Source organism: Brevundimonas sp. Marseille-Q4549 (assembly GCF_976940555.1).
The window spans coordinates 2,925,785-2,952,496 of record NZ_CDRHXG010000001.1 but is presented as its reverse complement, the minus strand read 5'-3'; the positions used below and the strand labels follow the sequence as shown (position 1 = coordinate 2,952,496).

Genomic DNA, 26,712 nt, shown 5'->3' with positions numbered 1-26,712 from the left:
AGTATGGTTCGGGGCTTTGATCGCAGGACGGTGATCGGCGGCGTGGGCGCGCTGGCGCTCGTCGGCTGCTATCCGAAGCGCGAGAAGCCCCAGGCCGAGGACGATCAGCCCGATTTTCTGCTGGCGGACCTGGAGGCGCGCCACGGCGGACGACTGGGGGTGGCGGCGCTCGACGTCGGCAGCCAGCGCCGGGTGTCCTGGCGGGGCCAGGAGCGGTTTCCGTTCTGCTCGACCTTCAAGGCCTTTCTCGCTGTCGCTGTCCTGGAGCGGGTGCAGCGGGGCGAGGAACAGCTGGATCGCGCCGTGCCGGTGGTTCGGGCCGACATGATCCCCCATGCGCCGGTGACAGAAAAGGCCGTCGGCCGAACCCTGACCATTCGGGAACTGATGCAGGCCGCCGTGGAGGTCAGCGACAATCCGGCCGCCAACATCCTGATCCGTGAAATGGGCGGAATCGCCGTATGGCGTGCGTGGTGGCCGACGTTCGGCGACACCACCACCCTGATCTCGCGCCTGGAGCCGGACCTGAACACCGCCCTGCCTGACGACCCGCGCGACACCTGTCTGCCGGATCAGACCCTGGCCAATATTCGCGAGCTGGCCTTCAGCGACCGGCTGACGCCCGAACACGACCAGATGATCCAGGGCTGGCTGACGGCCTCGCCGACCGGCCCCAACCGTATCAAGGCCGGCGCGCCGCAGGGCTGGACCGTGGCCCACAAGACCGGCACCGGCGTGAACGGGACCGCCAACGACATAGGCGTGGCCTTTCCCGTATCGGGATCGCCCGTGGTTCTGGCGACCTATTTCACCGGCGCGACACAGGCCAGCGACGACCAGCGCGACGCCGTGATCGCCGAGGCGACCCGTCGCGTCTTCAAGGCGCTGGGCCGTGACTGATACGCCCATCATGATGAAGGACGGCATGGCGCGCCCGACCGGGCGCGACGTCCTGAGCTGGGTCAACCGCGGCGAAGTGCTGATGGCGGTCGGCGTGATCGGCGTGATCATGCTGTTGATCCTGCCGGTTCCGAAGATGCTGCTGGACCTGCTGCTGGCGATCTCGCTGGTCTCGTCCGTGCTGATCCTGATGACGGCCGTCATGATGAAGCGGCCGCTGGACTTCGCCATCTTCCCGACGGTGCTGCTGGTCTCGACCCTGTTCCGGCTGGGCCTGAACCTGGCCTCCACACGCTTGATCCTGACCCATGGGCAGGAGGGGCACGATGCGGCCGGTCAGGTGATCAACGCCTTCGGCCAGCTGATGATGGGAGGCAATTTCATCATCGGGGTGATCATCTTCGCCATCATCCTGGTGGTGAACTTCGTGGTCATCACCAAGGGTTCGACCCGGATCGCCGAGGTCTCGGCCCGCTTCACCCTAGACTCCATGCCCGGCAAACAGATGGCCATCGACGCCGACCTGTCGTCCGGCCTGATCAACGAGGAACAGGCCAAGCTGCGCCGCAAGGAGTTGGAGCAGGAATCGACCTTCTTCGGGGCCATGGACGGCGCCTCGAAATTCGTGCGGGGCGATGCGGTCGCCGGCCTGATCATCACCTTCATCAATGTGATCGGCGGCATTCTGATTGGCACCCTGCAGCACAAGATGGCGCTGCCGGATGCGGCCAACACCTATGTGCAACTGACCATCGGCGACGGCCTGGTCACGCAGGTGCCGGCCATCATCATCTCCATCGCCGCCGGCTTTCTGGTGTCGAAGGCCGGTGTGGAGGGCACGGCGGACAAGGCCCTGGTCAGGCAGCTGGCCACCAACCCCGTGTCGCTGGGCGTGGTGTCGGGGGCCGCGGGCCTGATCGGCCTGATCCCCGGCATGCCGCTGATCCCGTTCGCGGCTCTGGCGATGGGGTCGGGCTTCATGGCCTGGAAGCTGGGCCGGGATCGGCTGAAGCCCCAGCCGACAGAGGCGGAGTTGGCCGCTGCGTCCGCCCAGCCCAAGGAGGATGTTGAAGAGCCCATCGCCAATGTCCTGACCATCGACGAGGTCAAGATCGAACTGGGCTATTCGCTGCTGAGCCTGATCAACGATCTGGAGGGGCGGCGACTGACCGACCAGATCCGCGCCCTGCGCCGGTCGCTGGCCCAGGAATACGGCTTCGTCATTCCCCAGGTCCGCATACTGGACAATATGCGCCTGCCGACCCAGGGCTACGCCATCCGCATCAAGGAGATGGAGAGCGGCGCGGGCGAGGTGCGGCTGGGCCATCTGATGGCGATGGACCCGTCGGGTCGCCAGGTCGAACTGCCCGGCGAACACATGCGCGAGCCCGCCTTCGGCCTGCCCGCCACCTGGATCGAGGAGAACCTGCGCGAGGAGGCGACCTTCCGGGGCTACACCCTGGTCGATCCGTCGACCGTCCTGACCACGCACCTGACGGAGATCCTGAAGGAGAACATGGCGGACCTGCTGTCCTATGGCGAGGTGCAGAAGCTGCTGAAGGACCTGGGGGCCGAAGAGAAGAAGCTGGTCGAGGAACTGATTCCCAGCGTTGTGACGGTCACGACCCTGCAACGCGTGCTGCAGGCTCTGCTGCGCGAGAAGGTGTCGATCCGCGACTTGCCGGCGATCCTGGAGGCTCTGGCCGAGGCCGCGCCGCACAGCTCCAGCGTCACCACTCTCGTCGAACATGTGCGGGCGCGACTGGCGCGCCAGCTGTGCTGGCAGCATCAGGGGGCGGACGGCGCCCTTCCGATCGTGACCCTGTCGCCGGAATGGGAAGCGGCGTTCGCCGAGAGCCTTGTCGGCGCGGGCGAGGACAAGCAACTGGCCATGGCGCCCTCGCGCCTGCAGGACTTCATCCGCGCCGTCCGCGACACGTTCGAACGCATCGCCATGACGGGCGAGAACCCGGTCCTGCTGACCAGTCCCCTGATCCGCCCCTATGTCCGCTCCATCATCGAGCGGTTCCGCGGTCAGACCGTCGTGATGAGCCAGAACGAGGTCCATCCCAAGGCCAAGCTGCGCACACTGGGCCAAGTCTGAGGCCGCGCGTGCCTTTGTAGTTTGACGCGCGGGCGGGCGCAGCTAAAGCTCGGTCATGATGATGCTCGCTTCGCAAACCTCCTGGTTCCGCTTTCGCGATTTCGCGCGGACGCCGTCGCTGGGGCGGTCCGTCGCGGCCATGCTGGTGGTGGCCTTCGCCGCGTTGATCCTGGTCAATGTGACCACCTTCGTGATGATGCAGCGCACGGCGGGGGTGAACCGCACCATCGAACACGCCCAGCAGATGCGGCGCGCCTCGCGGACAGTGCTGATCGCCATGCTGGACGCGGAGACGGCGCAGCGCGGCTATTTGCTGACGGGGCGTAGCGACTTTCTGCAACCGTTTCTGGACGCCGAAGAAAAGATGAAACCGGCGGTGGCCTTTCTGGACGAGGGAGCCGCGCGCGACCCGACCCTGAAGGCGCCGATCGAACGGATCCACACCCTGGCCGATCAGAAGTGGACCGAGATGGAGGCCACGCTGAATCTGGCGCGCCAGGGACGGATCGGCCAGGCCATCCAGTCCGTGCGATCCGGCGAAGGCAAGCGCTACATGGATGAGCTACGCACGGCGATCGACGATTTCGACGCCATCAAGTCCGCCCGCATCGCCAGTCGCACGCACCGGATGGAGGCCTTCGGCGCCCTGACCTTCACCATGAACGCGATCACGGGGGTCCTATTGCTGGTGCTGGCGTTGCTGTCGGGCTGGATGGTGCGCCGCTATGTCAACGAGGTGCAGTCGGCGCGCGAGGAGGTTCATGCGCTGAACGTAGGGTTGGAGGCCACGGTGCAGGAGCGCACCGGCGACCTGATGCGGGCCAACGAGGAAATCCAGCGTTTCGCCTATATCGTCAGCCATGATCTGCGGGCGCCCCTGGTCAACGTCATGGGCTACACCTCGGAGCTGGAGCAGGCCGGCAAGGTGGTCGACAAGGCTATCGTCGCGGCCGAAAAGACGCGACCCGTCGATCCCGAGGTCGTCATGGCCGTGCGCGAGGACATGCCCGAGGCCATCGGCTTCATCCGCGCCTCCACGGCCAAGATGGACCGGCTGATCAACGCCATCCTGAAGTTGTCGCGCGAAGGTCGGCGCAACCTTTCGCCCGAGACGCTGGACATGACGGCCATGACACAGGCTATCGCCGACAGCGTCCACCACCAGACCGAGGCGTCGGGCGCGCGCATCGAGGTCCAGGTTCTGCCCGAGATCGAAAGCGACCGTCTGTCGATGGAGCAGGTGCTGGGCAATCTGATCGACAACGCCGTCAAATATCTGGACGCCGACCGTCCGGGCCGCATCGTGGTTTCAGGCGAGGAGGTCGCGGGCGGCTGGGCCGTCTATCGCATCGCCGACAACGGTCGTGGCATCGCGCCGCGCGACCACGAACGAATCTTCGAGTTGTTCCGGCGCTCCGGGAAACAGGACCGGACCGGCGAGGGGCTGGGGCTGGCATTCGTGCGCAACAGCGTCCGGCGCCTGGGCGGTACGATCGATGTCGAGTCCGAACTCGGCAAGGGCTCGACTTTCGTGCTTAAATTCCCCAAACGACTGATCCTTCCGGAAACTGGAGCTTCCCTGTGACGCAACCCGTCAAAATCATCATGGTCGAGGACGATCATGGCCATGCGAAGCTGATCGAGAAGAATATTCGCCGCGCCAACATCAACAACGAGATCAAGCATTTCGACGAGGGCACCGCGGCTCTGGACTATCTGTTCAGCGAAGAAATCCTTGCCAACGGGCCGCTGCTGATCCTCCTGGACCTGAATCTGCCGGACATGTCGGGTACGGATATTCTGGAAAAGGTGAAGGGCAACGAGCGCCTGCGCCGCGCGCCGGTCGTGGTTCTGACCACCACCGACGACAAGGTCGAGATTCAACGTTGCTATGACCTGGGTTGCAACGTCTACATCACCAAGCCGGTGGACTATGAGTCCTTCGCCGGGGCGATCCGTCAGTTGGGCCTGTTCCTGTCCGTCATTCAGGCGCCCGACATCCAGTGATTGAATCCTCGGGGGCTATTCGTCTGCTCTATATCGACGACGATCGGGGATTGGCCCGTCTGGTCGAGAAGGAGTTGGGCCGTAACGGCTATGTCGTGACCACCGCCCCGGACGGCGATGTGGGGCTGGAGCTGTTGCGCCAGGGGGGCTACGACATCTGCGCCCTGGATCACTACATGCCGTCGCGCGACGGACTGGACGTCCTGCCCGAGATCATGGCCCTGCCCGAGCCGCCGCCCGTGGTTTATGTAACCGGGGCGCAGGACGGACGCATCGCCGTGGCGGCCTTGCGCGCCGGCGCCGCCGACTATGTGATCAAGGACGTGTCCGAGGATTTCACCGCCCTGCTGCGCTCGGCGTTGGAGGATGCGCTGACCCGCCGTCGGCTGCAGCGTGAGAACGAGGCCGCCCACGAACAGATCCGTCTGGCCCGCGACCGCGCCGAGGCCATGCTGCGCGAGGTGAACCACCGCGTCGGCAATTCGCTGCAACTGGTGTCCAGCTTCATGTCCCTCCAGATGCGCCACATCGCCGACAACGCCGCCAAGGAGGCGCTGCGCGAATCCCAGGCGCGGATCGAGGCGGTGGCCCATGTGCACCGGCGTCTCTACACCTCGGGCGACGTCAGCCAGGTGGCGATGGACGATTATCTGGCCGGTCTGATGGACGAACTGTCCAAGTCAATCGGGCCGGACACCGGAGGAACCCCGCGACTGGTTCTGGACGCCGCGCCCATGTCGGTGTCGACCGACCAGGCCGTGTCGCTGGGCGTGATCGTCACCGAACTGGTCACGAACGCGGTCAAATACGCCTATGCGCCGGGGCAGGGGGGCGAGATCCGTATCGCCCTGCGGCGGTCGGAGGACGGACGGGCGATCCTGACGGTTGAGGATGACGGTCCCGGCTTGGGTGACGGCGCCCCCAAGGGTACGGGCCTGGGGTCCAAGATCATCTCGGCCATGGCGTCGGGCCTGCGGTCTTCGGTCAATTTCGATCCGGGCCACAAGGGCGTGCGCGCCCAGATGGCCTTCGACCTTTAAGCCATTCCCATGCTGCAGTTCGGCGTTCGCAATCCCATTTTCGACTATCGCCGCCGGGCCACGGCCTTCGGCGTCGCCGAGCGCGACGGCCTGATCGCCTGCGTTCGGGTGGAGCGGCCGGGCGGCGCCTATTTCGACCTGCCGGGCGGCGGCGTCGATGGCGAGGAGAGCGAGGTCCAGGCCCTGGTGCGCGAGTTCGTCGAGGAGACGGGCCTGGATATCGCGCCGCTGAACCGTATCGCGGAAGCCAGCCAGTTCTTCCGTCGCTCGACGGATGAGCCGGTGAACAACGTCGGCGGCTTCTGGACCGCGACGATCTTGGCCGAACATCCTGAAGCCAAGCTGGAAGATGATCATACGCTGGTCTGGCTGGACCCGACCTTCGCCATCTCGCGGCTGCGCCACGATTCGCACGCCTGGGCGGTGGCGGTCTGCCTGCGGCGTCCCCGCTGAATCCAAGCTGAGCCTTACGGAACGGGGTCTTTGCGCACCCGTTCTTCTCCCGACAGGTCGGACCCTTCGGTCCGCCGCAGACAGGAGAACGACCATGGCTGATCACGACCGCATCGAAGGCGCCGCCAAGAACATCGGCGGAAAGATCAAGGAAGTCGCCGGCAAGGTGACGGGCGACACAAAGCTTCAGGCCGAAGGCAAGGCCGAACAGCTGGAAGGCAAGGTTCAGAACGCGATCGGCGGCGCCAAGGACAGCCTGCGCGACAAGCATTAATCGCTCTTGGTGATCGGATGAAGGCGCCGCCTGCCATCGCGGGCGGCGCTTTTCGTTCAGCGCGTCAGGGCCCGCATGGCGCTGTCCAATCCCTCCAGCGTCAGCGGATACATGCGGTGATCCATGATCTCGTTCAGCAGGCCGACCGAGGCGGTATAGCTCCAGTAACGTTCGGCGACGGGGTTCAGCCAGACCGACTTTTCCCACTGCTGGCGGGCGCGCTTCATCCAGACGGCCCCGGCTTCCTCGTTCCAGTGCTCGACCGAGCCGCCGGGCATGGTGACCTCATAAGGGGACATGGTCGCATCCCCGACGAAGATCGCGCGCCAGTCGCCGGGATATTTGTTCAGCACCTCCCACGTCGGGGTGCGCTCGGCGTGGCGGCGGCGGTTGTCCTTCCAGACTCCTTCATAGAGGCAGTTGTGGAAGTAGAAGAATTCCAGGTTCTTGAACTCGGTCCGCGCCGCCGAGAACAGCTCCTCGACCAGTTTGATATGGCCGTCCATTGAGCCGCCGACGTCCAGGAACAGCAGCACCTTGATCGTGTTGCGCCGTTCGGGCCGCATCTGGATGTCCAGCCAACCCTGACGCGCCGTGCCGTCGATGGTGCCGTCGATGTCCAGTTCGTCCGCCGCCCCCTGACGCGCGAAACGGCGCAGGCGGCGCAACGCCACCTTGATGTTGCGGGTGCCCAGTTCGACGGTGTCGTCCAGATTCCTGAACTCGCGCTTCTCCCACACCTTGACCGCGCGGCCGTGCTTGCCCGGTCCGCCGATCCGCACGCCCTCGGGGTTATAGCCGCCGTGACCAAACGGGCTGGTCCCGCCCGTGCCGATCCATTTGGAGCCGCCCGAATGCCGTTCCTTCTGCTCTTCCAGACGCTGTTTCAGCGTCTCCATCAGCTTGTCGAACCCGCCCAGCGCCTCGATCTGGGCCTTTTCCTCGTCGGACAGATATTTCTCGTTCAGCAGCCGCAGCCAGTCCTCGGGGATGTCGGCGGTCAGGTCCTCGCCCGCGCCAACCGTCTCGACGCCCTTGAACACCGTGCCAAACACCTGGTCGAAGCGATCGTAGTGTTTCTCGTCCTTGACCAGAACAGCGCGCGACAGGTGGTAGAAGGCCTCCACGTCGTGATCCGCCACGTCGCGGTCCATCGCCTGCATTAGATGCAACCATTCCTTCATCGACACCGGAACCTTGGCGTCGCGCAGGGCGGTGAAGAAGGGCAGGAGCATCAGGATTTCCCCCCGGGCTGGCGTTTCGTCTCGCGCCGCAGGATGAACTCGCGGTCCATCCAGGCCCCAACGGGATAATCGTACTCGCCGGCTTTCTCGAACCCATGGGCCGCATAGAGCCGCCGAGCCTTTTCGTTGCCGCTCCAGACGCCGATCCACAGGGGGCCGTCGCTGCGGGCCTGCATCCAGTCCAGCGACAGCGCCAGCAGTTTCGTGCCCAGGCCCAGCCCCTGCGCAGCCTTGGCGACATAGAGGCGGCGCAGTTCCATATGACTGGGGCGCGCCTCCGGGTGCGGCAGGGTGCAGGGGCCGACATTGGCGAAGGCCAGCAACTCCCCGTCGCGGTCCGCCACCCACAGGGCGCAGTCGGGATCGACGATGCGCTTCAGCGACGTCTCGGGGGCGAAACTGGCGTTCAGGAAGGCCTCCAGATCAGCAGCCGGATAGGGAATGCCGAAGCCGGTCACGAAGGTGTCGACAAAGGTCTGGCGCCCCAGGACGCCCAGGGAGTCGGCGTCGTCGGGGCGGGCCAGGCGGATCACGGCGTCGGTCATGTCACGATCCTTAGCGCCCCGTGGCGGCCGAGGCGAGCGGGGGCGATCTCGACCCTGCAAAGGCCCCGTGATCAGGCGAGGTTGTGTCGGCGCGCGAGGCCGTTTACGACCTTGAGGATTGGATCGCGTCGGCGGTCGACACCAGTTTGCGTCGGGGAGGACAGAGGACCGTCAAGCCTTGGATTTTCAAGGTCCGTCCGCGCGTCATGTCGATCTCCGCCCCGCTTCCGCCCCTGTCCGCCGCCCTGTCGCCCGAGTCGCCGCAGCCTGAAACCGCGCCGACCGGCGCAGCCGCCGCCCGCGTGGGACGCCCCGGCGCCATCATCCTGACTCGTCACGGCGAACCGGCCCTGTCGCGCAAATGCCTGATCACGGCGCGCCAGTACGGCGACTGGTGGGCCAAGTACGAGATCGGCGGCCTGCTGGCCGGCCAGACCCCGCCCGCAGCCCTGGTGGCGGCGGCGCAAGGTGCGGGGGTCATCTACGCCTCGACCCGGCCGCGCGCCCAGGAAACCGCCGCTGCGGTCGCCGCCGGGCGCGAGGTGATGTCGGACGTTCTGTTCATCGAGGCGCCCCTGCCGCCGCCGCCATTTCCCGACTGGTTCAAGCTGTCGCCCAAATGGTGGGGCGTGGTGTCGCGCTTCTGGTGGCATGCGTTCGACCATCACGGCGGTCAGGAAACCCGCGCCGAGGCCGAACGCCGGGCGGAAGAGGCGGCGCAGAAGCTGATCGCGCGCGCCGAGGCGGGGCAGGACGTTCTGGTCTTCGCCCACGGCTATTTCAACCACATGGTCGGCGGCCGGCTGAAGGCCGACGGCTGGAAACTGGTCCAGAACCAGGGCTTCAAATACTGGTCGCAGCGTCGCTACGAGAAGCGATAGCCGCTTCTGGCGTTGAAGCGCGCGGCGACGCCCTCTAGGGTCCGCGCCATGACCGACGCCGCCCCCGCCATTCCCGCCGATCTCAGTTTCGAAGACGCCCTGCAGCGGCTGGAGACCATCGTGTCCCGCCTGGAATCCGGTCAGGCCCCGCTGGAGGAATCCATCGCCCTGTACGAAGAGGGGGCGCGGCTGAAGGCGCATTGCGAGGCGCGGCTGAAGGCCGCCCAACTGCGTGTCGAAAAGATCGTCGTCGGCCCCGACGGCCAGGCCAGGGGCGTCGAGGCGGCGTCGTTCGAATGACCCTTCATCGTCTCGTGGCGGCGAACGGCGGTCGGTCGTCTTGACCCGCGTCATCGCCGCCAACTCGCCTGAACAGGCGGTGATCGACCGCGTGGGAGAGGTCGCGGATCTGGTCACGGTCGCGCTGGACGAACTGCTGCCGCGCGCCGAGGGGCCGGAATCGCGTCTGACCGAGGCCATGCGCTATGCGGCCCTGGGGCCGGGCAAGCGGCTGCGTCCGTTCTTTGCGCTGGAGGCCGCGCGGCTGTTCGACATCGACGAACGGTCGGTGCTGCGGGCCGCCTGCGCCCTGGAATGCGTCCACGCCTACAGCCTGGTCCACGACGACCTGCCGTGCATGGACGATGACGACGTGCGGCGGGGGCGCCCGACCGTCCACCGCGCCTATGACGAGGCGACGGCGGTGCTGGCCGGCGATGCGCTGCAGACCGCCGCCTTCGACATCATCCTGCACGAGGACACGCACGAGGACGCGGCCGTGCGCTGCGAACTGGCGGCGCGGCTGTCGCTGGCGTCGGGCGCGCGGGGCATGGCGGGCGGCCAGATGATCGACCTTCTGGGCGTGCGCGACGACCTGGGCGGGGTGGCGCGGATGCAGCGGCTGAAGACCGGCGCCCTGTTCGCCTATGCGTTTGAAATCCCGCTGATCGTCGCCGACGCCTCGGCCCTGCATCGCCACGCCCTGATCAGCTTCGCCCACGACGTCGGCCTGGCCTATCAGATCGTCGACGACATTCTGGATGCGGAAGGTTCCGCCGAAGAAATGGGCAAGGCGGCGGGCGGCAAGGACGCGGCCTTGGGCAAGACAAACTTCGTCACCCTGCTGGGTCTGGAAGAGGCGCGGCACCGGGTCGCCCATCTGGCCGATCAGGCCCGCTCGCATCTGGAGCCGTTTGGCCAGGACGCCGAAATCCTCAAGGCCAGCGTGGACTTTGTGCTAAGGCGCCGGTCCTGATAGGAAACCTGACCCGTTTCGACGGGTTGAGACAAGAAGACCTTCAAGGTTCCGCCTGATGCCCGACACCCCCCTGCTCGACACCGTCAAGATTCCCGCCGACATGCGGGGCTTCGACATCGCCCAGCTGAAACAGCTGGCCGAAGAGGTGCGGGCCGAGACCATCGACGCGGTGTCCGTCACCGGCGGGCATCTGGGCGCGGGGCTGGGCGTGGTCGAACTGACCACGGCGCTGCACCATGTGTTCGAGACGCCCAGGGACATCTTGATCTGGGACGTCGGGCACCAGTGCTATCCGCACAAGATCCTGACCGGGCGGCGCGATCGAATCCGCACCCTGCGCCAGGGCGGCGGCCTTTCCGGTTTCACCAAGCGCAGCGAGAGCGAATACGATCCGTTCGGCGCCGCCCACGCCTCGACCTCGATCAGCGCCGCCCTGGGCTTCGCCGCCGCGCGCGACCAGAAGGGCGAGAAGAACCGGGTCGTGGCCGTGATCGGCGACGGCTCCATGTCGGCGGGCATGGCCTATGAGGCGATGAACAACGCCGCCGAGGCCACCAATGGTCAGCTGATGGTCATTCTGAACGACAACGACATGTCCATCGCCCCGCCGGTCGGCGGGATGAGCGCCTATCTGGCCGGGCTGGTGTCCGGCGGCGCCTATCAGAACGTGCGTCGACTGGGGAAGACCGTGGCCCAGCATCTGCCGCGTCCGTTCCGCAAGGCGGCCAAGAAGGCCGAGGAATATGCGCGCGGCATGGTGACGGGCGGCACCTTCTTCGAGGAGTTGGGCTTCTATTATGTCGGGCCGATCGACGGGCACGACATGGACAATCTGGTGCCGATTCTGAAAAAGGCGGCGGCCATCGAGGACCGGCCCGTGCTGGTTCACGTCGTGACGCAGAAGGGCAAGGGCTACGCCCCCGCCGAATCCAGCGCCGACAAACTCCATGCGGTGGTCAAGTTCGACGTGGTGTCGGGCAAACAGGCCAAGGCCGTGTCGAACGCCCCCAGCTACACCAAGGTGTTCGGGACCGAGCTGATCAAACACGCCAAGATCGATCCGACCGTGGTGGCCATAACCGCCGCCATGCCTTCGGGCACCGGGTTGGACCTGTTCGGCCAGGCCTTCCCCGAGCGGACCTTCGACGTGGGCATCGCTGAACAGCACGCCGTGACCTTTGCGGCCGGTCTGGCGGCGGACGGGATGAAGCCGGTCTGCGCCGTCTATTCGACCTTCCTGCAACGCGGTTATGACCAGGTGGTCCATGATGTGGCCATCCAGTCCTTGCCGGTGCGGTTCGCGATGGACCGGGCAGGGCTGGTCGGGGCTGACGGCGCGACCCACGCCGGATCGTTCGACATCGGCTTCATGGGCGCGCTGCCGGGCATGGTGCTGATGGCGGCTTCGGACGAAGCCGAACTGGCGGCGATGATCTCGACGTCCCTGGCCATCGACGATCGCCCCAGCGCCTTCCGCTATCCGCGCGGCGACGGGGTAGGTGTGGACATCCCCGAACTGGCCGCGCCGCTGGAGATCGGCAAGGGCCGGATCGTGCGCGAGGGAACCTCGGTCGCCATCCTGTCGCTGGGCACACGCCTGCAGGAATCGCTGAAGGCGGCGGACCTGCTGGCGGCCAGGGGCGTGTCGGCGACCGTGGCGGACGCCCGTTTCGCCAAGCCGCTGGACGCCGATCTGATCCTGCGTCTGGCGCGCGAGCACGAGGCCCTGATCATGGTGGAGGAGGGCGCCATGGGCGGCTTCGGCGCCTTCGTGCTGCAGCTTCTGGCGGAAAAGGGCGCGCTGGATCGCGGCCTGAAGGTCCGCACCCTGAACCTGCCGGACATCTTCCAGGATCAGGATTCGCCTGTCGCCATGTACGCCAAGGCCGGACTGAACGCCGAACACATCGCCGCCGCCTCCCTGACGGCCCTGGGCGTCGAGGCGACGCGAGCCGCACGCGCCTGACGAGCGCCTTCAGGCCCGGTCGCGTATCCGCATTCCGCCTGGTCCCTTGCTGTCGACCTCGAACCGGCCCGTGGCGCGGATCAGGTCGGACAGTTTGGCGTAGCCATAGGTGCGCTGGTCGAAATCGGGATAGGCGTTACGCAGCCGATTGCCGATGGCCCCGGCGGAGACCCAGCCGTCGCCGTCCTCGTCCATGTCGGCGATGACCGAGGCGATCAGGCGCGTCGCCTCGGTCGGCTTGCGCTTGGCCGGCGCGGGCTCGGCGGCGGTCTTCTTGCCGGCGTCGCCGTCCGGCTCGGCCTGGGTGGTCAGGTTCTCGGTATAGATGAAGCGGGTGCAGGCCTGGCGGAAACTTTCGGGCGTCTTCTGTTCGCCGAAGCCATAGACGTCCACGCCCTCCTCGCGGATGCGCGCGGCCAGACGGGTGAAGTCGGAATCGGACGACACCAGGCAGAAACCGTCGAACCGCCCCGAATGCAGCAGGTCCATGGCGTCGATCACCAGGGCGATGTCGCCCGAATTCTTGCCCTTGGTGTTGGCGAAATTCTGCTGAGGCTGGATGGCCCACCGCGCAAGAACCTTGGTCCAGCCGGCGATCTGGGCGCTGGAAAAGTCGCCATAGACCCGCCGCGCCGAAGCCTCGCCCAGGGTCGCGATTTCCGTGAACAGAGCCTCCGCGATACGGGCCGAGGCGTTTTCCGCGTCGATCAGAACGGCGAGGCGCGCCGGCTTTCCATTGGCCATGAGGTGGGGATCCTTGCGTTGGCGGGGGAAGAGAACAGCCTACAGTTGGCCCATGGTGTTGTCGTGGTCGACGGCCTGTTTCTTAAGCCAGGCGACGAAGGCGGTGGCGCTGGGCGACGGCGGCCGGTCGCGCGGCTGGACCACGAAATAGGCGAAGCCCACCGCTTCGGACCCGTCGGCGAAGGGCGCGACCAGTCGGCCGGCGTTCAGATCGGCCTGGGCCAGGGTGCGCTTGGCCAGGGCGACGCCGCGTCCGGCCATCGCCGCCTCGATCAACAGACCGGACTGGTTGAACCGCGAACCGCGACGGGGATCGGGATGGCGCACCCCGCGCGCCTTCAGCCACATGGCCCAGTCCGGGCGGCTGGGGTCGCCGTCGTTGGACATGTCGTGCAGCAGCGTATGGCGCGCCAGGTCGGCCGGCGAACGTAGGGGAGGCTCACCATTCATGAGGGCGGGCGCGCAGACCGGCAAGACCGTCTCAGTCATCAGCCGCTGGACCATCAGGCCTGGATAGTCGCCGGGGCCGTAACGGACGGCCAGATCGACCTTTCCTTCCGACAGATCGGCCGGCTCCATGTCGGCGGAAATCCACAGCTCGATCTCGGGATGGGCCGCGTGGAAGTCGTCCATGCGCGGCATCAGCCATTTGGAAGCGAAGCTGGGCGCCACGCTGATCGACACCTGGCGGCGGCGCGGCGGCTCCCGCAACAGGGCCGAGGCGTCCATCAGCCGCTCGAACCCCTCGCGCAGCAGGGGGACCGAAGACCGGCCCAGGTCGGTCAGCTGCAGGCCGCGCGCCTCGCGCACGAACAGGGCGCCGCCCACCGTCTCCTCCAGCAGGCGGATCTGTTGGCTGACGGCGCCGGGCGTGACCGACAGTTCGTCGGCGGCGCGCGAGAAGTTCAAATGCCGGGCCGCGGACTCGAAGGCGCGCAGGGCGTTCAGGGGAAGCAGGGGACGGGCCATAGGCTTTAGAAATCCTATCGACGCGGCGATGGCAATGCGCTTGACGGCGCCCATGGACAAGCGGGGGCGGCGGCGTCACTTAGGCGACGCCTAATTTCTCGCCAGAAAGCACCGCCTTGTCCGCTACGCCGTCCGTCATCGACCTGATCGGGAACACGCCCCTGGTGCGGCTGAACCGCCTGTCTGACCAGACGGGGTGCGAGATCCTGGGCAAGGCCGAGTTCATGAACCCCGGCGGCTCGATCAAGGACCGGGCGGCCCTGTCCATCGTGCGCGCCGCGCGAACCTCGGGCGCGTTGAAGCCCGGCGGAACGGTGGTGGAAGGCACAGCGGGCAACACCGGGATCGGACTGGCCCTGGTCGGGGCGGCGCTGGGCCACCCGGTCGTCATCGTCATGCCTCGCACCCAGTCCGAAGAGAAGAAGGCCGCCATCCGCTCGCTGGGCGCGCGCCTGGTCGAGGTGGACGCCGCCCCCTTCTCCAGTCCCAACCATTTCGTCCACTATTCCAGCCGTCTGGCCGCCGAGTTGAACGACAGCGAAGCGGCCGGCGCGATCTGGGCCAATCAGTTCGACAACACCGCCAATCGCGACGCCCACTATCATGGCACCGGGCCGGAAATCTGGGCCCAGACGGGCGGCCGGATCGACGCCTTCGTCTCGGCCGTGGGGTCGGGGGGCACCCTGGCCGGCGTCTCGGCCTATCTGCGGGAACGCAAGCCCGAGGTGACGACAGCCCTGGCCGATCCGGCGGGCGCGGCCCTGTTCAACTGGTACACGGAAGGCCGGATGGCGGGCGAGGGGTCGTCCATCACCGAGGGGATCGGCGTGGCGCGCATCACCGGCAATCTGGAAGGCTTCCGGCCTGATCGCGCCTATCGAATCGAGGATGCGGAGTTTCTGCCGATCCTATTCGACCTGGTGCAGCACGAAGGATTGTCGCTGGGCGGCTCGGCGGGGGTCAATATCGCCGGGGCCGTGCGGCTGGCGCGCGACATCGGGCCGGGCAAGACCATCGTGACCTGCCTGTGCGATCCGGGCTCGCGCTATGCGTCCAAGCTGTTCAACCCCGAATTCCTGCGGTCGAAGGGCCTGCCGGTTCCGGGGTGGATCTGACCGCTACTTCGCCTTCTCCTCCGCGATCCAGGCGTCCATCCGGCGGTCCAGCAGGTCCAACGGCAGGGGGCCTTCGGTCAGCAGGGCGTCGTGGAAGGTGCGGACGTTGAACTTCGGTCCCAGTTCGCGTTCGGCCCGTTGGCGGATTTCGCGCAGCCGGATTTCCCCGATCTTGTAGGCCGTCGCCTGGCCGGGCCAGCCGATGTAGCGTTGCAGTTCGGTCTCGATATTGTGCGGGGCCAGGGCGGAGTTGTCGCGGAAACAGGCGCGCGCCTGCTCTTCGGACCAGCCCAACCAGTGCAGGCCGGTGTCTGCCACCAGGCGACAGGCGCGCCACATCTCATAGGACAGGCGGCCGAACCGTTCGTAAGGCGTACGATAGAAGCCCATTTCCTCGCCCAGGAACTCCGAATACAGGCCCCAACCTTCGGTGAAGGCGGTGACGTTGGCCTGACGTCGGAAATAGGGCTGGTCCGCCGCCTCCTGCTGCAGGGCGATCTGGACGTGGTGGCCGGGCACCGCCTCGTGCAGGGTCAGAGCCGGCAGCTCGTACAGCGGCCGTTGGTCCAGCTTGGACGTGTTGACGATGTAGTGGGCCGCCACGCCGTTCTGCATCGAGCCGGGATTGTAGCGGCCGGTGGTGTAGTTGGCCTCGATCTGCGGCGGGACCGGCTCCACATCGTAGGGCAGGCGGGGCAGGGTGGCGAAAAGGGGCGGCAGGCCGCCGTCGGCCCGCTTGGCCATTTCCGACGCCTTCTCCAGCAGTTCTTCGCGGCTATGGGCGTAGAATTGCTGATCGGTGCGCAGGAAGTTCAGGAAGCCCGCGAAATCGCCGGTCCAGCCGGCGGCGCGCATCTCGATCTCCATGCGGGCGCGGATGCGGGCGACCTCGTCCAGGCCGATCTGGTGAATCTGGTCCGGCGTCAGGTCGGTGGTGGTGTGGCCGCGCACCAGATAGGCGTACATGGCCTTGCCGCCGGGCCGATCGCCCAGGCCCGGCTCGACCGGCGCCTTGGGCAGATAGTCGGTTTCCAGGAAGGCCAGCCAGGCGCGCCGCGCCGGCACGATGACCGAGGTGACGGCCTCGGCGCCCTGGGCCTGCAAACGGGCCTTTTCGGCGGCGGGCACGCTGGCGGGCAGGGTGGCGAAGGGCTTCATCAGGGGCTCGGCGTCGGACGTCGTCGCCACGTCGTTGCGAGCCAGTTGGATGGCGCTTTCGGTTACGGACCGGGCCTGGAGCATGCCGGTCTGAAGGCCGCGCCGTGCGTTCTCGGTCGTCTGGGCGTACAGGGTTCCGAAACCTCGGATGCGCTGGATGTAGGCCTCGGCTTCGGCGATCGAGTTCAGCCGCGTCGAGCCGCCGATGTAGATCGCCCAGGTTCCCGGCCCGCCTTCGCTGTCGAAGGCCAGTCGTCCGGTGTCGTAGTCCAGCCCCTCCAGGCTGCGGTTCAGGGTGTAGAGCAGGAAGTCGCGGTTGATCGTGCCGGCGTGGGAAAGACTTGCCGGGTCTATGGCGTTCAGCCTGGAGACGAAGGCTTTCAGCGGCGCGCGCTGGGCCAACTCGAACGATCGGCTGAGGTCCGGCGTCCGCGCCATGGCCGCGACGTCGCCCTCGCTGGCGGCGGTGAACGGGTCGGTCGCCTTCAGATAGGTCTCATAATCCGCGATCAGGCCGTTCAGCGCCGTATCGGCCGGGGCGACGGCGGCGGACGGCGGCGGGCTCTGCGTCTGGGCCATGACAACGACGGGCGCGGCGCCCGACAACAGGGCGGCCGCGACGGCCAGGTGCGAAATCTTCATGGAAGCCCCTTCCGAACAGTTCGCGCAGGCAACGCGACAGGGAAGGGTGCGTCAAGTCATCCGCACGCGGCGAAGAACCGCTCGACGTTGGCTTGAGATCCCGGCTGGGCCGCCAGGGGCTCGCGGTTGTCGCCCTGCCACAGGGCCAGCCATCCCAGGCGACGGAACCGCTGGAACACGGGGTCTTTGGCTTGGGCGTCGGCGGTCACATACTGTCCCTCGTGGATGCCAGCGGGCTCCGATCGGGCCGGATAGCGTTCGTCGTCGCCGCCGGATTCGATGTGCAGGACGCGCGCGGGCTTGTCGAAAACGGCCGCCAGCTCCAGCTTGCCCGTGCCGCCCTGACAGATCAGCTGCAGCTTCAGGTCGTCGCTGTCGGGTTGCCCATAGGCCAGGGTGATTTCTTGCCCGTCCTGATCCAGCAGCCAGTCGTAGCCGGGCGTGGGGGCCGCCCCCCCGGTAGAGGCGGCCTGGGGCGACAGCGTCGCCACGCCGCCGCCGCTGGCGCAGGCCGACAGGGCCGCGGCCAGCGCGGCCAGGCTCGACAGCGACAGGGTCGAACGGGGCGAAGACGGCAGGCGCATGATCGATTCCTTATCCCGAGCAACGGTCGGCGAACCGACGCAGCTTGGCAAGGTGAGACCGCTCGACGGTGACGAGGTTCTGGCTCTCGCCGACCGCCACGGTCATGCGGCCGCCGACCACGAAGGCGGCGAAGACGGGGTGATCGACGGGCAGGGTCGTCTCCAGCTTGTCGCCGCGCCCCGCTCGCGCTTCGGCCGTGGCGGTCGCTGAGCCTGCGGTGATCCGCGCAAAGCCCGAAACGGGGTCGGAACCATAGACCGCGACAGTCACCACGCCCGATCCGGGCTGGCATTGCAGGGTGGCCTTCAGGTCGGGGCTGTCGGGCCTTTCGTTGGCCAGGACCATGGGGCCCGATCCCTCATACAATGTCCATGTCCAACCGGCGGAGGCGGGATTGGGACCCGGAGCGGAGGATTGCAGCGCCAGGGCCAGCAGGGCCGGGAGGAAGACACCCATGCGTCGGTTCCGCAGACGACGCGAAACGCCGCGCCGCGCCGAATGTCGTCGGGCGCGGCGCGAACTGCAATAGGCGACGGCGGTCGCCGGGCGCCGTTCGGCGTCAGAAGGGGCTGAACCGCTCCACCAGGCTCTGCGCGGCCGGGGCCGACTGGATGCGGCTGATGTCGCCACGACCGCCGTAGGAGATGCGCGCCTCGGCGATCTGGGTGTGGTTGATGGCGTTGGCCGAGGAGATGTCCTCGGGCCGCACGATGCCGGCGACAGTCAGTTCGCGCACCTCGCGGTTGGTGCGGACCTCCTGGCGGCCCTGGATCACCAGATTGCCGTTGGCCAAGACGTCCGTGACGACGGCGGCGATGGTCAGCGAGACCTTCTCGGCGCGGTTGACCGAGCCGGTGCCGGCGGATTTGGAGCCGCCCTCCAGGCCGATCATGTTGGAGGGGTCGAAGTCGCCGGGCAGGACCCGGCCCAGGCTGCTTTCCAGACCGAACAGGTGCGACACGCCGCCCGACGCCTGGTTGGAGCGCGACCGCTGGGTGGAGTTCTGGGTCTGGGCGCGATCGTCGATGTCGATCTTGACGGTCAGGATGTCTCCGACGTGGCGGGCGCGCTGGTCGCCGAAGAAGGTGCGGGCGCCCACACGCCACAGGCTGTTGGCGCTGGCGGGCGTGGCCTCGCGCGTCGCCGGCGCCGGCAGATAGGCCTGCTGCGTCGGCACCAGGGCGGCGGGATAGCCGATCGGCGCCAGCTCCGGGCCGCGAACGGCCTCGATGGCGGTGGAGCAGGCGGCCAGCGGGGCGAGGGCGGCGAGGATCAGGACGGTCTTACGCATGACTGGATTTCCCTAGCGGGCGGCGAACTGTTGGGGGTTGGCGCGAGCCTGGTCGGCGGCGGGGCCGGCGACGGCCTGTCCCGGTCCGGTGGCGACCGCGTCGATAAGGCGGTTGGACGAGACGTTCATGATCGCCAGCGGCTCTCCGGCCGCGGCGTTGCGCATGGCCTTGCCCATGACGCTCAGGTTCACGCCGCCCACCTGATAGGTCACGCGGACCATGTCGTTGCGGGCGATGACCTGCTGGCCGGCGCCGGCCGGACGATAGGCGGCGCGAATCTGGGGAGCGGCGGCTTCCAGACTGGCGGCGGTCGCGGGCGTCTGGTCTTCGGTCTGAACGGGCGCCAGGGCGCGGCGAACGACTACGCGGCGCAGGCCGTTGGGATTGCTCCACTCCAGCCCGGCCTGGCTGGCCAAGGCCTGAAGCTGCCCGGCTTCCAGCACCACGGATGGGCCGACGCGTTCGGCCACCGCAACGTTCGCGGCGGCCCCGGCGCCCTCGAACAAATCACCCAGGGTGATGCGTCCGTCGTCGTCGACGGGGTTGGCGCGCAGCACGACCGGCGCGGCCAGGGCAGGGGCGGCGACGGCGACCAGGATCGCGCTCAGCGCGGCGTTCAGGGCGACGATGCGGCGAAGACGGGCCATGATCTAGCTCTTGATCTGCGAGGTGACCGACAGCATCTGGTCGGCCGTGCTGATGACCTTGGAGTTCATCTCATAGGCGCGCTGGGCGACGATCAGGTCGCTGATCTCGGTGACGGCGTCGACGTTCGAGGCCTCGGTGTAGGCCTGCATGATCTGACCGAAGCCGACGTCTCCGGGCGTGCCGACGATGGCCGGACCGGACGCGGCGGTCTCCAGCAGCAGATTGTCCCCGATGGCTTCCAGGCCGGCCTCGTTGAAGAAGTTGGCCAGTTCGATCTGGCCCACGGTGGTCGGGGCGGCTTGGCCCGCTTGCGTCACCTGAACCAGGCCCGATTTCGAGATCGAGACCTTGGTCGTGTCCTGGGGAATGGTGATGGCCGGTTCCAGCAGATAGCCGTCGTCAGTGACCATCTGGCCCTCCGGATTGACCTGCAGATTTCCCGCGCGGGTATAGCCGATCTCGCCCGAGGGCAGGGTGATCTGGAAATAGCCCCGGCCGTCGATGGCCATGTCGTAGGGGTTGCCGGTCGCCTGGGGCGTGCCCTGTTCGGTCATGCGATAGACCGCGCCCGCCTTGACGCCCGCGCCGATCTGGATGCCGGTCGGAACGACGGTGCCCGAACTGGACGACTGCGCGCCCATGCGCTCGACGTTCTGATACAGCAGGTCCTGGAACTCGGCGCGCTGCTTCTTGAAGCCCACCGTGTTCATGTTGGCGATGTTGTTGGAGATGACCTCCACGTTCAGCTGCTGGGCGGCCATGCCCGAGGCGGCGGTGCGAAGTGCGCGCATCTTCTTAGGCTCCCTTACGCGGCCTTGCCGAGGCGCTCGACGGCGCGACGGCTGAGGTCGTTGGTGTTTTCGATCATCCGCGTGACGCTCTCGTAGGCGCGGCTGATCTCGATCAGATTGGTGATTTCGATCAGGGGATTGACGTTGGAGGACTCCAGCGAACCCTGGTGAATCTGGGCGTCCGCCGCCTCGATCGGCTTGGTGTTGGAACGGTTGCGGTACAGGCCGTCGCCGCCCTTCTCCAGGGCGCCCAGCGCCTCGAACCGCACGACCGACAGGCGGCCCGTGACCTGGCCCTGCTGGGTGATGGTGCCGTCGGCGCCGACCGTAGGCGGGCCGCGTTCGGTGTCCAGGACGATCTCGGCGCCGTCGGCCAGCACGGCCTGGCCCTGTTTTGTGGTCAGCCGTCCTTCCGGATCGGTGGTGAAGGCGCCGTCGCGGGTGTAGGCCTCGCCGTTCGTTCCATCGCGGACGGTGAAGAAGGCGCCTTCGCCGGCGATGGCGAAGTCCAGGGTACGGCCGGTCTGGGCCATCGATCCCTGGCGGAAGTCGCGGCCCACGCCGTTGTCCAGAACGAAGCTGGCGGAGGGACGGATGGCGTCGTTGCGGGCGCGCTGACCCACTTCGGCGCTGACCATCAGCTGCTCGACCTTGAAGCCGGTCGTGTCGGCGTTGGCGACGTTGTTGGCCACGATGTCCAGCTCGCGGCGCAAGGTCATCTGACGCGACAGTCCGATATAGGCGGCGTTTTCCACGAGAGGCGTGCTCCTTCGTCCATCGTCTCGCAACGGCCGTGCCAACAGGGTTAATTCAGGCGGAGAGCGGCTTTGAGCGGTAGCGACCCGGTCGGAGCCGGCAAATCCTGCCCATTGTAAACGCCGCGTTAACCAAACCCGGTCGATCTTCCCCATGAGATTCTCCGGGGCGCGCGCATGTTCAAGTTCGGCAAGAAGAAGGGCGACGCGAGCGCGGACGCGGCCCTGCCCGCCGTTCAGGAGGGTGAAGCCGCAGAGGGCGAGACCGCCGCGCCCAAGAAAAAGAAACTGCCGCTGCTGTTCATCATCGCGCCGGTCGCGCTTCTGGTGCTGGGCGGCGGCGGCGCGGCCGCCTTCTTCATGATGCAGCCCAAGCCGGCCGAGGCGCACGGCGCGGACGGCGACAAGGCCGCCGAGGGCGAGCACGGCAAGCCGGAAAAGAAGGAGGAGAAGAAGGGCGGTCACGGCGGCGGGGGCGGCGAGGCCGATCCGGCGCTTGGCAAGATCGCGGACGGACCGGACGGCGTGACCTTCTACACCCTGCCGGACATGGTGATGAACATCCAGTCGGCGGACGGCCGGCCCACTTTCCTGAAGCTGAAGCTGACGCTGGAGATGCACGACGCCTCGGTGGCGACCCATCTTCAGGAGGAGATGCCGCGTCTGCAGGACATGTTCACCGGCTTCGTGCGCGAACTGCGCCCCGAGGACCTCAGCGGTTCGGCCGGCACCTATCAGCTGCGGGCGGAAATCCTGCGTCGCGTCAATCTGATCGCCGCACCGGGCAAGGTCGACGCCGTGCTGATCGAAGAAATGCTGGTGCAGTAACCGATGACCGACGCGGCGCAACTCGATCCGTTCGGCGGTCTGGGCGATCCCAGCGACAGCCTGTCCGAACGCGTCCTGAACCAGGACGAGATCGACAGCCTGCTGGGCTTCGACCTGGGCGATGACGACGGGTCCGAAAAATCAGGCATCCGCGCCATCATCAACTCGGCGCTGGTGTCCTACGAACGCCTGCCGATGCTGGAGATCGTGTTCGACCGCCTGGTGCGGTTGATGACGACGAGCCTTCGCAACTTCACCTCCGACAACGTCGAGGTGTCGCTGGACAACATCTCCTCGATCCGGTTCGGCGACTATCTGAACTCCATCCCCCTGCCGGCCATCCTGGCGGTGTTCCGGGCCGAGGAACTGGACAATTACGGCCTGCTGACGGTCGATTCCAACCTGATCTATTCGATCGTGGACGTGCTGCTGGGCGGACGTCGGGGGACCGCCGCCCTGCGGATCGAGGGCCGGCCCTACACCACCATCGAGCGCGTGCTGGTGCAGCGGATGGTCGAGGTGGTGCTGAACGACGCCCGTCAGGCGTTCGAGCCGCTGACGCCGGTGCATTTCAATCTGGACCGGCTGGAGACCAACCCCCGCTTCGCCGCCATCGCGCGTCCGGCCAATGCGGCCATCCTGATCAAGCTGCGGATCGACATGGAGGATCGCGGCGGCCGGATCGAGCTGCTGCTGCCCTATGCGACGCTGGAGCCGATCCGCAAGATGCTGCTGCAGCAGTTCATGGGCGAGAAGTTCGGCCGCGACAACATCTGGGAAGGCCACCTGGCCACCGAGATCTGGACCACCGAGACCGAGGTGCGCGCCGTCCTGGACGAGCAGCAGATGCCGCTGTCGAATGTGCTGAACCTCAAGGTCGGCGACACCCTGATGCTGAACGCCACGCCGGATTCGGAGGTGTCGATCCGCGCGGGCTCCATTCCCCTGACCACCGGCCGCATGGGCCGAAAGGGCCAACACATCGCTGTCCGCGTCGAAGGTCCGGTCAATCCGGAAGTCGCCACTCGCCTGAAAGGACCCCGCTGATGGCCGGAATGATCATGGATGCGGTGCTGATGCTGCTGCTCGTCGCCGCGGTGGGCTATGGCGTCAAGCTGGAGCGCAAGCTGGCGGCCCTGCGCGCCGGGCAACTGGCCTTCGCCCAGGCGGTCGGCGAGCTGAACGCCGCCGCCGGCCGGGCGGAGAACGCCCTGGCCACCCTCAGGGCGTCGGGCCAGGAGACGGACCTGCTGCACGACCGGATCATCAAGGCGCGCGAGGTCAAGGCGCAGCTTGAAACCTTGATCGCCCGCGCGCCGGTCCAGGCCGGGCGGACCGAAGAGGCCGCGCCTCGCCTGGAGGTCGTGCGCCAGCCGGCCGTTGTCGCCGCTCCTGTCTCTCCAGCCCCGATCTCCCCAGCCCTGCCCGAAGACGACGAACGTGCACGGCGCATGGCCGCCTTGGCCGAGCGCATACAGGGCATGGCCGGGCCGGCGACGACCCAGCGTGCGGCGCCGGCCGGTCGCGAGAACGTCGCGGCCATCGTCCAGGCGCTGACAGCGGGGCGTTCCGCTAACCATGCCGCCAAACAAAGCCTCAACGCCGCGCGTCGTAATCTCGACGACGATCTGTTCGCCGCCTGAGTTCGGAACCCCTAGTCCATGGCCCGCATCCCCCGCCTTCTGCCCTTGATCGCCGTCGCCATTGGCGGGGTCGTCGCCGTGCGCGCCATCGGCGTGGCGCCCGGCCTGTTCGACGGCGCCAAGGCCTGGGCCGAGGATGCGACCGCCGCAGCCGCCGTGGGCGGCGCGCCCAAGCCCGCCCTGCCGACCGCCTGCGCCCTGACGCCGGAACAGTTGGCCCAGCAGGCGGGCATTTCGCCGGCCGAACTGAAGATCATCCAGTCCCTGTCGCAGCGCCGCAGCCAGTTGGACGCGCGCGATCAGGACTTCGCCACCACCCTTCCTCTGATGGTCGCCGCCGAGCAGAAGCTGGACGCCAAGGTCCAGGCGCTGGAGGCGCTGAAGGCCGAGATGAAGCAGATGCTGGGTCAGGTCGACGAGCGCGAGAAGGCCGAGATCGATCGTCTGGTCCAGGTCTATTCCGCCATGAGGCCGAAGGAGGCCGCACCCGTCATGGCCACGCTGGAAGACCGGGTGCGCCTGCCCGTCGCCGCGGCCATGCGCCCGCGCACCCTGGCCGCCATCATGGCCCAGATGACGCCGGCCCAGGCCCGAGAACTGACTGAAAAACTGGCGGCCCGCTTCCAGGCCCAGCAGATGGCCGCCCGCGCCGCCGCCGCCGAGGCCGCGACCCCGCCGCCGACGCCTGCGCCGGCCCAGAACGCCGCCCCGACAGCCGCCCCTGCCGCGACGCCCGCCGCCAACGCCGCGCCCAACGCGACGCCGACGGCGACCCCGGCCGCGCGTCCGGCTCAGCCCCGCTCGGCCCAGGCCCGTCCGGCCTCGCGCCCGGCCGCCCGTCCGCCGGCGCGTCGCCCGGCTGCTGCGGCGACGCCCGCTCCGACCACGCCCCAGCCGTATCAGCCCTCGGGCGCGGCCAACGCCCAGCCTCGTCAGACGGTGCAATAACCCAGGCGGCGGTTTCGGTTGGCAGGCGCGGCGCGTCCGGCTATCACCGCGCCTTTCAACGACCCGAGCGTACCGCAACCATGTCCGACACGCCTCCCGACCGCCTCTCGGTGGATCCGTCCAGCCCGTATCACGATGCGGACGTGCTGCAGCGCGGCGTCGGCATCCGCTTCAAGGGCGAGGAAAAGACCAACGTCGAGGAATATTGCGTGTCCGAGGGCTGGGTGCGTCTGGCCCTGGGCAATCGCGTAGACCGCAAGGGCAAGGCTCTGACCGTCAAGCTGCAAGGTCCGGTCGAACCCTATTTCCAGCACGGCTGAATCGGGAATAGGGTCCGGCTCCCTGTTTCGGAGCCCGCCATGTCCCTTCGCCTGCCGACCGCCAGCACCCTGACCAGCAGATTTCTGGCTCCCGGCGTTCTGGCCCTGACCGTGGCGATGACCGCCCCCTTGGCCCAGGCGCAGGACGCCGCCACCATCCAGCGCGCGAGCGACATCCGCGATGCCGCCCTGCGCTCCAACATCGCCCTGGACTACGTCACCCAGCTGACGACCCGTTTCGGCGCTCGTCCCGCCGGTTCGGCCGCCGAACAGCAGGCCGCAGCCTGGGCCGCCGACTATCTGCGCGCCCAGGGGTTCCAGAACATCCGCATCGAGGAATTCCCGCTGATCGGCTGGGAGCGAGGCGAAAGCACGGCCGCCATCGTCGGCGACCATCCGCAAGCCCTTGTCGCCGCCGCCCTGGGCCATTCGCCCGCCACGCCGCGCGGCGGGGTGGAGGCGGACGTGGTTCGCTTCACGACGCTGGAAGATCTTCAAGCCGCGCCCGAGGCGGCCGTGCGCGGCAAGATCGTCTATATCGATCTGGGGCAGATGCGACCCATGCAGGACGGTTCCGGCTATGGCCCCCAGACACGGGTGCGCGGGGCCGGGCCGGGTGTGGCTGCGGCCAAGGGGGCTGCGGCCTTCGTCATGCGCTCGGTCGGGTCGGACATGGATCGGATGCCCCACACCGGCACCACCCGCTACGTCGACGGCAAGCCGACCATCCCCGCCTTCGCCCTGGCCGCGCCCGACGCCGACCAGGTCAGCCGTCTGGTCGCTATGGGCCAGCCGGTGCGGATGCGCCTGACCTCGACCGCCCGGACCTATGAGACCCACAGCCAGAACGTGATCGGCGACCTGCCCGGCGCCAGCCGCCCGGACGAGATCATCGTCCTGGGTTCGCACATGGACAGCTGGGACCTGGGCACGGGCGCCATCGACGACGGGGCGGGCGGCGCCATAACGGTGGCGGCGGCCAGGGCCATCGCCGACAGCGGCCGTCGCCCGGCCCGCACCATCCGCGTCATCTTCTACGGCTCCGAAGAGGTGGCCCAGCCGACGCCGCAGACCGGCAACGGGGGCGGCGTCTACGCCCGGGCGCAAGGCGCGGCCCTGGACAAGCACATCGTCGCCGGAGAAAGCGATTTCGGCGCCGACCGCGTCTACGCCCTGCGTCTGCCGGCCGGGGCGCAAGGCTCGGATTTTCAGAAGGCGGCCAACCGCGTCCTCTATCCGATCGGCGTCCTGGCCTCCCAGCAGGTGGAAACCGAGGGCGGCGTGGACGTCGGACCGATGGGACCGCTGGGCGTGCCCTTCTTCGGCCTGGCCCAGGACGGGACCCGCTATTTCGACCTGCACCACACGGCCAACGACACCCTGGACAAGATCGACCCGGCCCAACTGAGCCAGAACGTCGCTGCCTGGGCCGGTCTGATCTGGCTGATCGCCGATTCCGACGTCGACTTCCGCGCCATGAAGCCCGCCGCCGCGCCAGCGGCGCCCTCGGCCCGCTGAGGCGCTTGGCCCTTCGGATCGGTTCTGGCTATACAGCCGGGCCGGTTCGCGGGCATGGCGAAACTGGTAGACGCAGCAGACTTA

Annotated in this window: 29 protein-coding genes; 18 read left to right on the top strand and 11 right to left on the bottom strand. The window is 67.6% G+C overall.

What is annotated here, in order from left to right; translation table 11 throughout:
- Nucleotides 1-3: 3 nt before the first annotated feature.
- From bla to ACWPV3_RS14770, 7 genes are all read left to right on the top strand, one after another.
- Entirely contained in the window at nt 4-900 is an 897-nt protein-coding gene (gene bla, locus ACWPV3_RS14800) for a class A beta-lactamase (protein ID WP_453978303.1), read from the top strand.
- Nucleotides 901-910: 10 nt separating this feature from the next.
- Nucleotides 911-3,004, top strand: coding sequence for a flagellar biosynthesis protein FlhA (flhA, locus tag ACWPV3_RS14795; protein WP_453978542.1), 2,094 nt, complete (start codon nt 911-913; stop codon nt 3,002-3,004).
- A 55-nt stretch (nt 3,005-3,059) separates the two neighbouring features.
- A complete protein-coding gene (locus tag ACWPV3_RS14790) occupies nt 3,060-4,589 on the top strand; it encodes a sensor histidine kinase (RefSeq protein ID WP_453978302.1) in 1,530 nt (509 codons plus the stop codon).
- A complete protein-coding gene (locus ACWPV3_RS14785) occupies nt 4,586-5,011 on the top strand; it encodes a response regulator (protein WP_292087440.1) in 426 nt (141 codons plus the stop codon). The genes ACWPV3_RS14790 and ACWPV3_RS14785 overlap by 4 nt, the downstream gene beginning before the upstream one ends.
- Nucleotides 5,008-6,051, top strand: coding sequence for a sensor histidine kinase (locus ACWPV3_RS14780; protein ID WP_453978301.1), 1,044 nt, complete (start codon nt 5,008-5,010; stop codon nt 6,049-6,051). The genes ACWPV3_RS14785 and ACWPV3_RS14780 overlap by 4 nt, the downstream gene beginning before the upstream one ends.
- A 9-nt stretch (nt 6,052-6,060) precedes the next feature.
- The gene (locus ACWPV3_RS14775; protein ID WP_453978300.1) at nt 6,061-6,504 is read left to right on the top strand and encodes an NUDIX domain-containing protein; all 444 of its coding nucleotides are present in this window, start codon (nt 6,061-6,063) and stop codon (nt 6,502-6,504) included.
- A gap of 94 nt (nt 6,505-6,598) precedes the next feature.
- Nucleotides 6,599-6,778, top strand: coding sequence for a CsbD family protein (locus ACWPV3_RS14770; RefSeq protein WP_292087446.1), 180 nt, complete (start codon nt 6,599-6,601; stop codon nt 6,776-6,778).
- A gap of 56 nt (nt 6,779-6,834) precedes the next feature.
- On the opposite strand, the gene ACWPV3_RS14765 is transcribed toward ACWPV3_RS14770, so the two are convergent.
- Together ACWPV3_RS14765 and ACWPV3_RS14760 are read right to left on the bottom strand one after the other, a co-directional pair.
- Nucleotides 6,835-8,013, bottom strand: a complete 1,179-nt coding sequence (locus ACWPV3_RS14765) for a vWA domain-containing protein (RefSeq protein WP_292087448.1) — start codon at nt 8,011-8,013, stop codon at nt 6,835-6,837.
- On the bottom strand, nt 8,013-8,567 hold the full coding sequence (locus ACWPV3_RS14760; protein WP_453978299.1) for an N-acetyltransferase family protein: 555 nt from the start codon (nt 8,565-8,567) through the stop codon (nt 8,013-8,015). Before ACWPV3_RS14760 ends, ACWPV3_RS14765 begins: the two co-directional genes overlap by 1 nt.
- 206 nt (nt 8,568-8,773) lie before the next feature.
- Here ACWPV3_RS14760 and ACWPV3_RS14755 point away from each other — a divergent pair, with 206 nt between their 5' ends.
- The 4 genes from ACWPV3_RS14755 (at nt 8,774) to dxs (ending at nt 12,672) form a co-directional block, all read left to right on the top strand.
- On the top strand, nt 8,774-9,448 hold the full coding sequence (locus ACWPV3_RS14755) for a histidine phosphatase family protein (RefSeq protein WP_453978298.1): 675 nt from the start codon (nt 8,774-8,776) through the stop codon (nt 9,446-9,448).
- Nucleotides 9,449-9,496: 48 nt separating this feature from the next.
- Nucleotides 9,497-9,748: an exodeoxyribonuclease VII small subunit gene (locus tag ACWPV3_RS14750; protein WP_292087452.1), complete on the top strand. Its 252-nt coding sequence runs from the start codon at nt 9,497-9,499 to the stop codon at nt 9,746-9,748.
- Between the two features lie 79 nt (nt 9,749-9,827).
- The gene (locus tag ACWPV3_RS14745) at nt 9,828-10,703 is read left to right on the top strand and encodes a polyprenyl synthetase family protein (RefSeq protein ID WP_453978541.1); all 876 of its coding nucleotides are present in this window, start codon (nt 9,828-9,830) and stop codon (nt 10,701-10,703) included.
- Nucleotides 10,704-10,758: 55 nt separating this feature from the next.
- Nucleotides 10,759-12,672, top strand: a complete 1,914-nt coding sequence (gene dxs, locus ACWPV3_RS14740; protein WP_453978540.1) for a 1-deoxy-D-xylulose-5-phosphate synthase — start codon at nt 10,759-10,761, stop codon at nt 12,670-12,672.
- Nucleotides 12,673-12,681: 9 nt separating this feature from the next.
- On the opposite strand, the gene ACWPV3_RS14735 is transcribed toward dxs, so the two are convergent.
- On the bottom strand, nt 12,682-13,416 hold the full coding sequence (locus tag ACWPV3_RS14735) for an NYN domain-containing protein (protein ID WP_292087453.1): 735 nt from the start codon (nt 13,414-13,416) through the stop codon (nt 12,682-12,684).
- 39 nt (nt 13,417-13,455) lie between these two features.
- Nucleotides 13,456-14,385 (bottom strand): transcriptional regulator GcvA, encoded by a 930-nt coding sequence (gene gcvA / locus ACWPV3_RS14730; RefSeq protein WP_292181245.1) that lies wholly within the window; start codon nt 14,383-14,385, stop codon nt 13,456-13,458.
- A gap of 116 nt (nt 14,386-14,501) precedes the next feature.
- Here gcvA and ACWPV3_RS14725 point away from each other — a divergent pair, with 116 nt between their 5' ends.
- Complete coding sequence (locus ACWPV3_RS14725; protein ID WP_292087456.1) at nt 14,502-15,500, top strand: cysteine synthase A; 999 nt, start codon at nt 14,502-14,504, stop codon at nt 15,498-15,500.
- 3 nt (nt 15,501-15,503) lie between these two features.
- Here ACWPV3_RS14725 and ACWPV3_RS14720 read toward each other — a convergent pair whose 3' ends face one another.
- The 7 genes from ACWPV3_RS14720 to flgF all read right to left on the bottom strand — a co-directional run bounded on the left by ACWPV3_RS14720 (nt 15,504) and on the right by flgF (nt 21,371).
- Nucleotides 15,504-17,300, bottom strand: coding sequence for a DUF885 domain-containing protein (locus tag ACWPV3_RS14720; protein ID WP_453978296.1), 1,797 nt, complete (start codon nt 17,298-17,300; stop codon nt 15,504-15,506).
- A 56-nt stretch (nt 17,301-17,356) separates the two neighbouring features.
- A complete protein-coding gene (locus ACWPV3_RS14715) occupies nt 17,357-17,884 on the bottom strand; it encodes a hypothetical protein (RefSeq protein ID WP_453978295.1) in 528 nt (175 codons plus the stop codon).
- A gap of 10 nt (nt 17,885-17,894) precedes the next feature.
- Nucleotides 17,895-18,341: a hypothetical protein gene (locus tag ACWPV3_RS14710; protein ID WP_292087459.1), complete on the bottom strand. Its 447-nt coding sequence runs from the start codon at nt 18,339-18,341 to the stop codon at nt 17,895-17,897.
- Between the two features lie 103 nt (nt 18,342-18,444).
- Complete coding sequence (flgH, locus tag ACWPV3_RS14705; protein WP_292181256.1) at nt 18,445-19,176, bottom strand: flagellar basal body L-ring protein FlgH; 732 nt, start codon at nt 19,174-19,176, stop codon at nt 18,445-18,447.
- A 12-nt stretch (nt 19,177-19,188) separates the two neighbouring features.
- Entirely contained in the window at nt 19,189-19,824 is a 636-nt protein-coding gene (locus tag ACWPV3_RS14700) for a flagella basal body P-ring formation protein FlgA (protein WP_453978294.1), read from the bottom strand.
- 3 nt (nt 19,825-19,827) lie between these two features.
- Complete coding sequence (gene flgG / locus ACWPV3_RS14695; RefSeq protein WP_453978293.1) at nt 19,828-20,616, bottom strand: flagellar basal-body rod protein FlgG; 789 nt, start codon at nt 20,614-20,616, stop codon at nt 19,828-19,830.
- Nucleotides 20,617-20,630: 14 nt separating this feature from the next.
- Complete coding sequence (gene flgF, locus ACWPV3_RS14690; protein ID WP_292087463.1) at nt 20,631-21,371, bottom strand: flagellar basal-body rod protein FlgF; 741 nt, start codon at nt 21,369-21,371, stop codon at nt 20,631-20,633.
- A 177-nt stretch (nt 21,372-21,548) separates the two neighbouring features.
- Between flgF and ACWPV3_RS14685 the strand changes: the two genes are divergently transcribed.
- The 6 genes from ACWPV3_RS14685 to ACWPV3_RS14660 all read left to right on the top strand — a co-directional run bounded on the left by ACWPV3_RS14685 (nt 21,549) and on the right by ACWPV3_RS14660 (nt 26,628).
- Nucleotides 21,549-22,199 (top strand): flagellar basal body-associated FliL family protein, encoded by a 651-nt coding sequence (locus ACWPV3_RS14685; RefSeq protein WP_312736644.1) that lies wholly within the window; start codon nt 21,549-21,551, stop codon nt 22,197-22,199.
- 3 nt (nt 22,200-22,202) lie between these two features.
- Entirely contained in the window at nt 22,203-23,246 is a 1,044-nt protein-coding gene (gene fliM / locus ACWPV3_RS14680) for a flagellar motor switch protein FliM (protein ID WP_292181269.1), read from the top strand.
- On the top strand, nt 23,246-23,842 hold the full coding sequence (locus ACWPV3_RS14675) for a DUF6468 domain-containing protein (protein ID WP_312736647.1): 597 nt from the start codon (nt 23,246-23,248) through the stop codon (nt 23,840-23,842). The genes fliM and ACWPV3_RS14675 overlap by 1 nt, the downstream gene beginning before the upstream one ends.
- A gap of 18 nt (nt 23,843-23,860) precedes the next feature.
- On the top strand, nt 23,861-24,790 hold the full coding sequence (locus ACWPV3_RS14670; protein WP_292087468.1) for a MotE family protein: 930 nt from the start codon (nt 23,861-23,863) through the stop codon (nt 24,788-24,790).
- Between the two features lie 80 nt (nt 24,791-24,870).
- Nucleotides 24,871-25,110, top strand: a complete 240-nt coding sequence (locus tag ACWPV3_RS14665; RefSeq protein ID WP_312736650.1) for a DUF3297 family protein — start codon at nt 24,871-24,873, stop codon at nt 25,108-25,110.
- 39 nt (nt 25,111-25,149) lie between these two features.
- Nucleotides 25,150-26,628: a M20/M25/M40 family metallo-hydrolase gene (locus ACWPV3_RS14660; protein ID WP_453978292.1), complete on the top strand. Its 1,479-nt coding sequence runs from the start codon at nt 25,150-25,152 to the stop codon at nt 26,626-26,628.
- Nucleotides 26,629-26,712 lie beyond the last annotated feature (84 nt).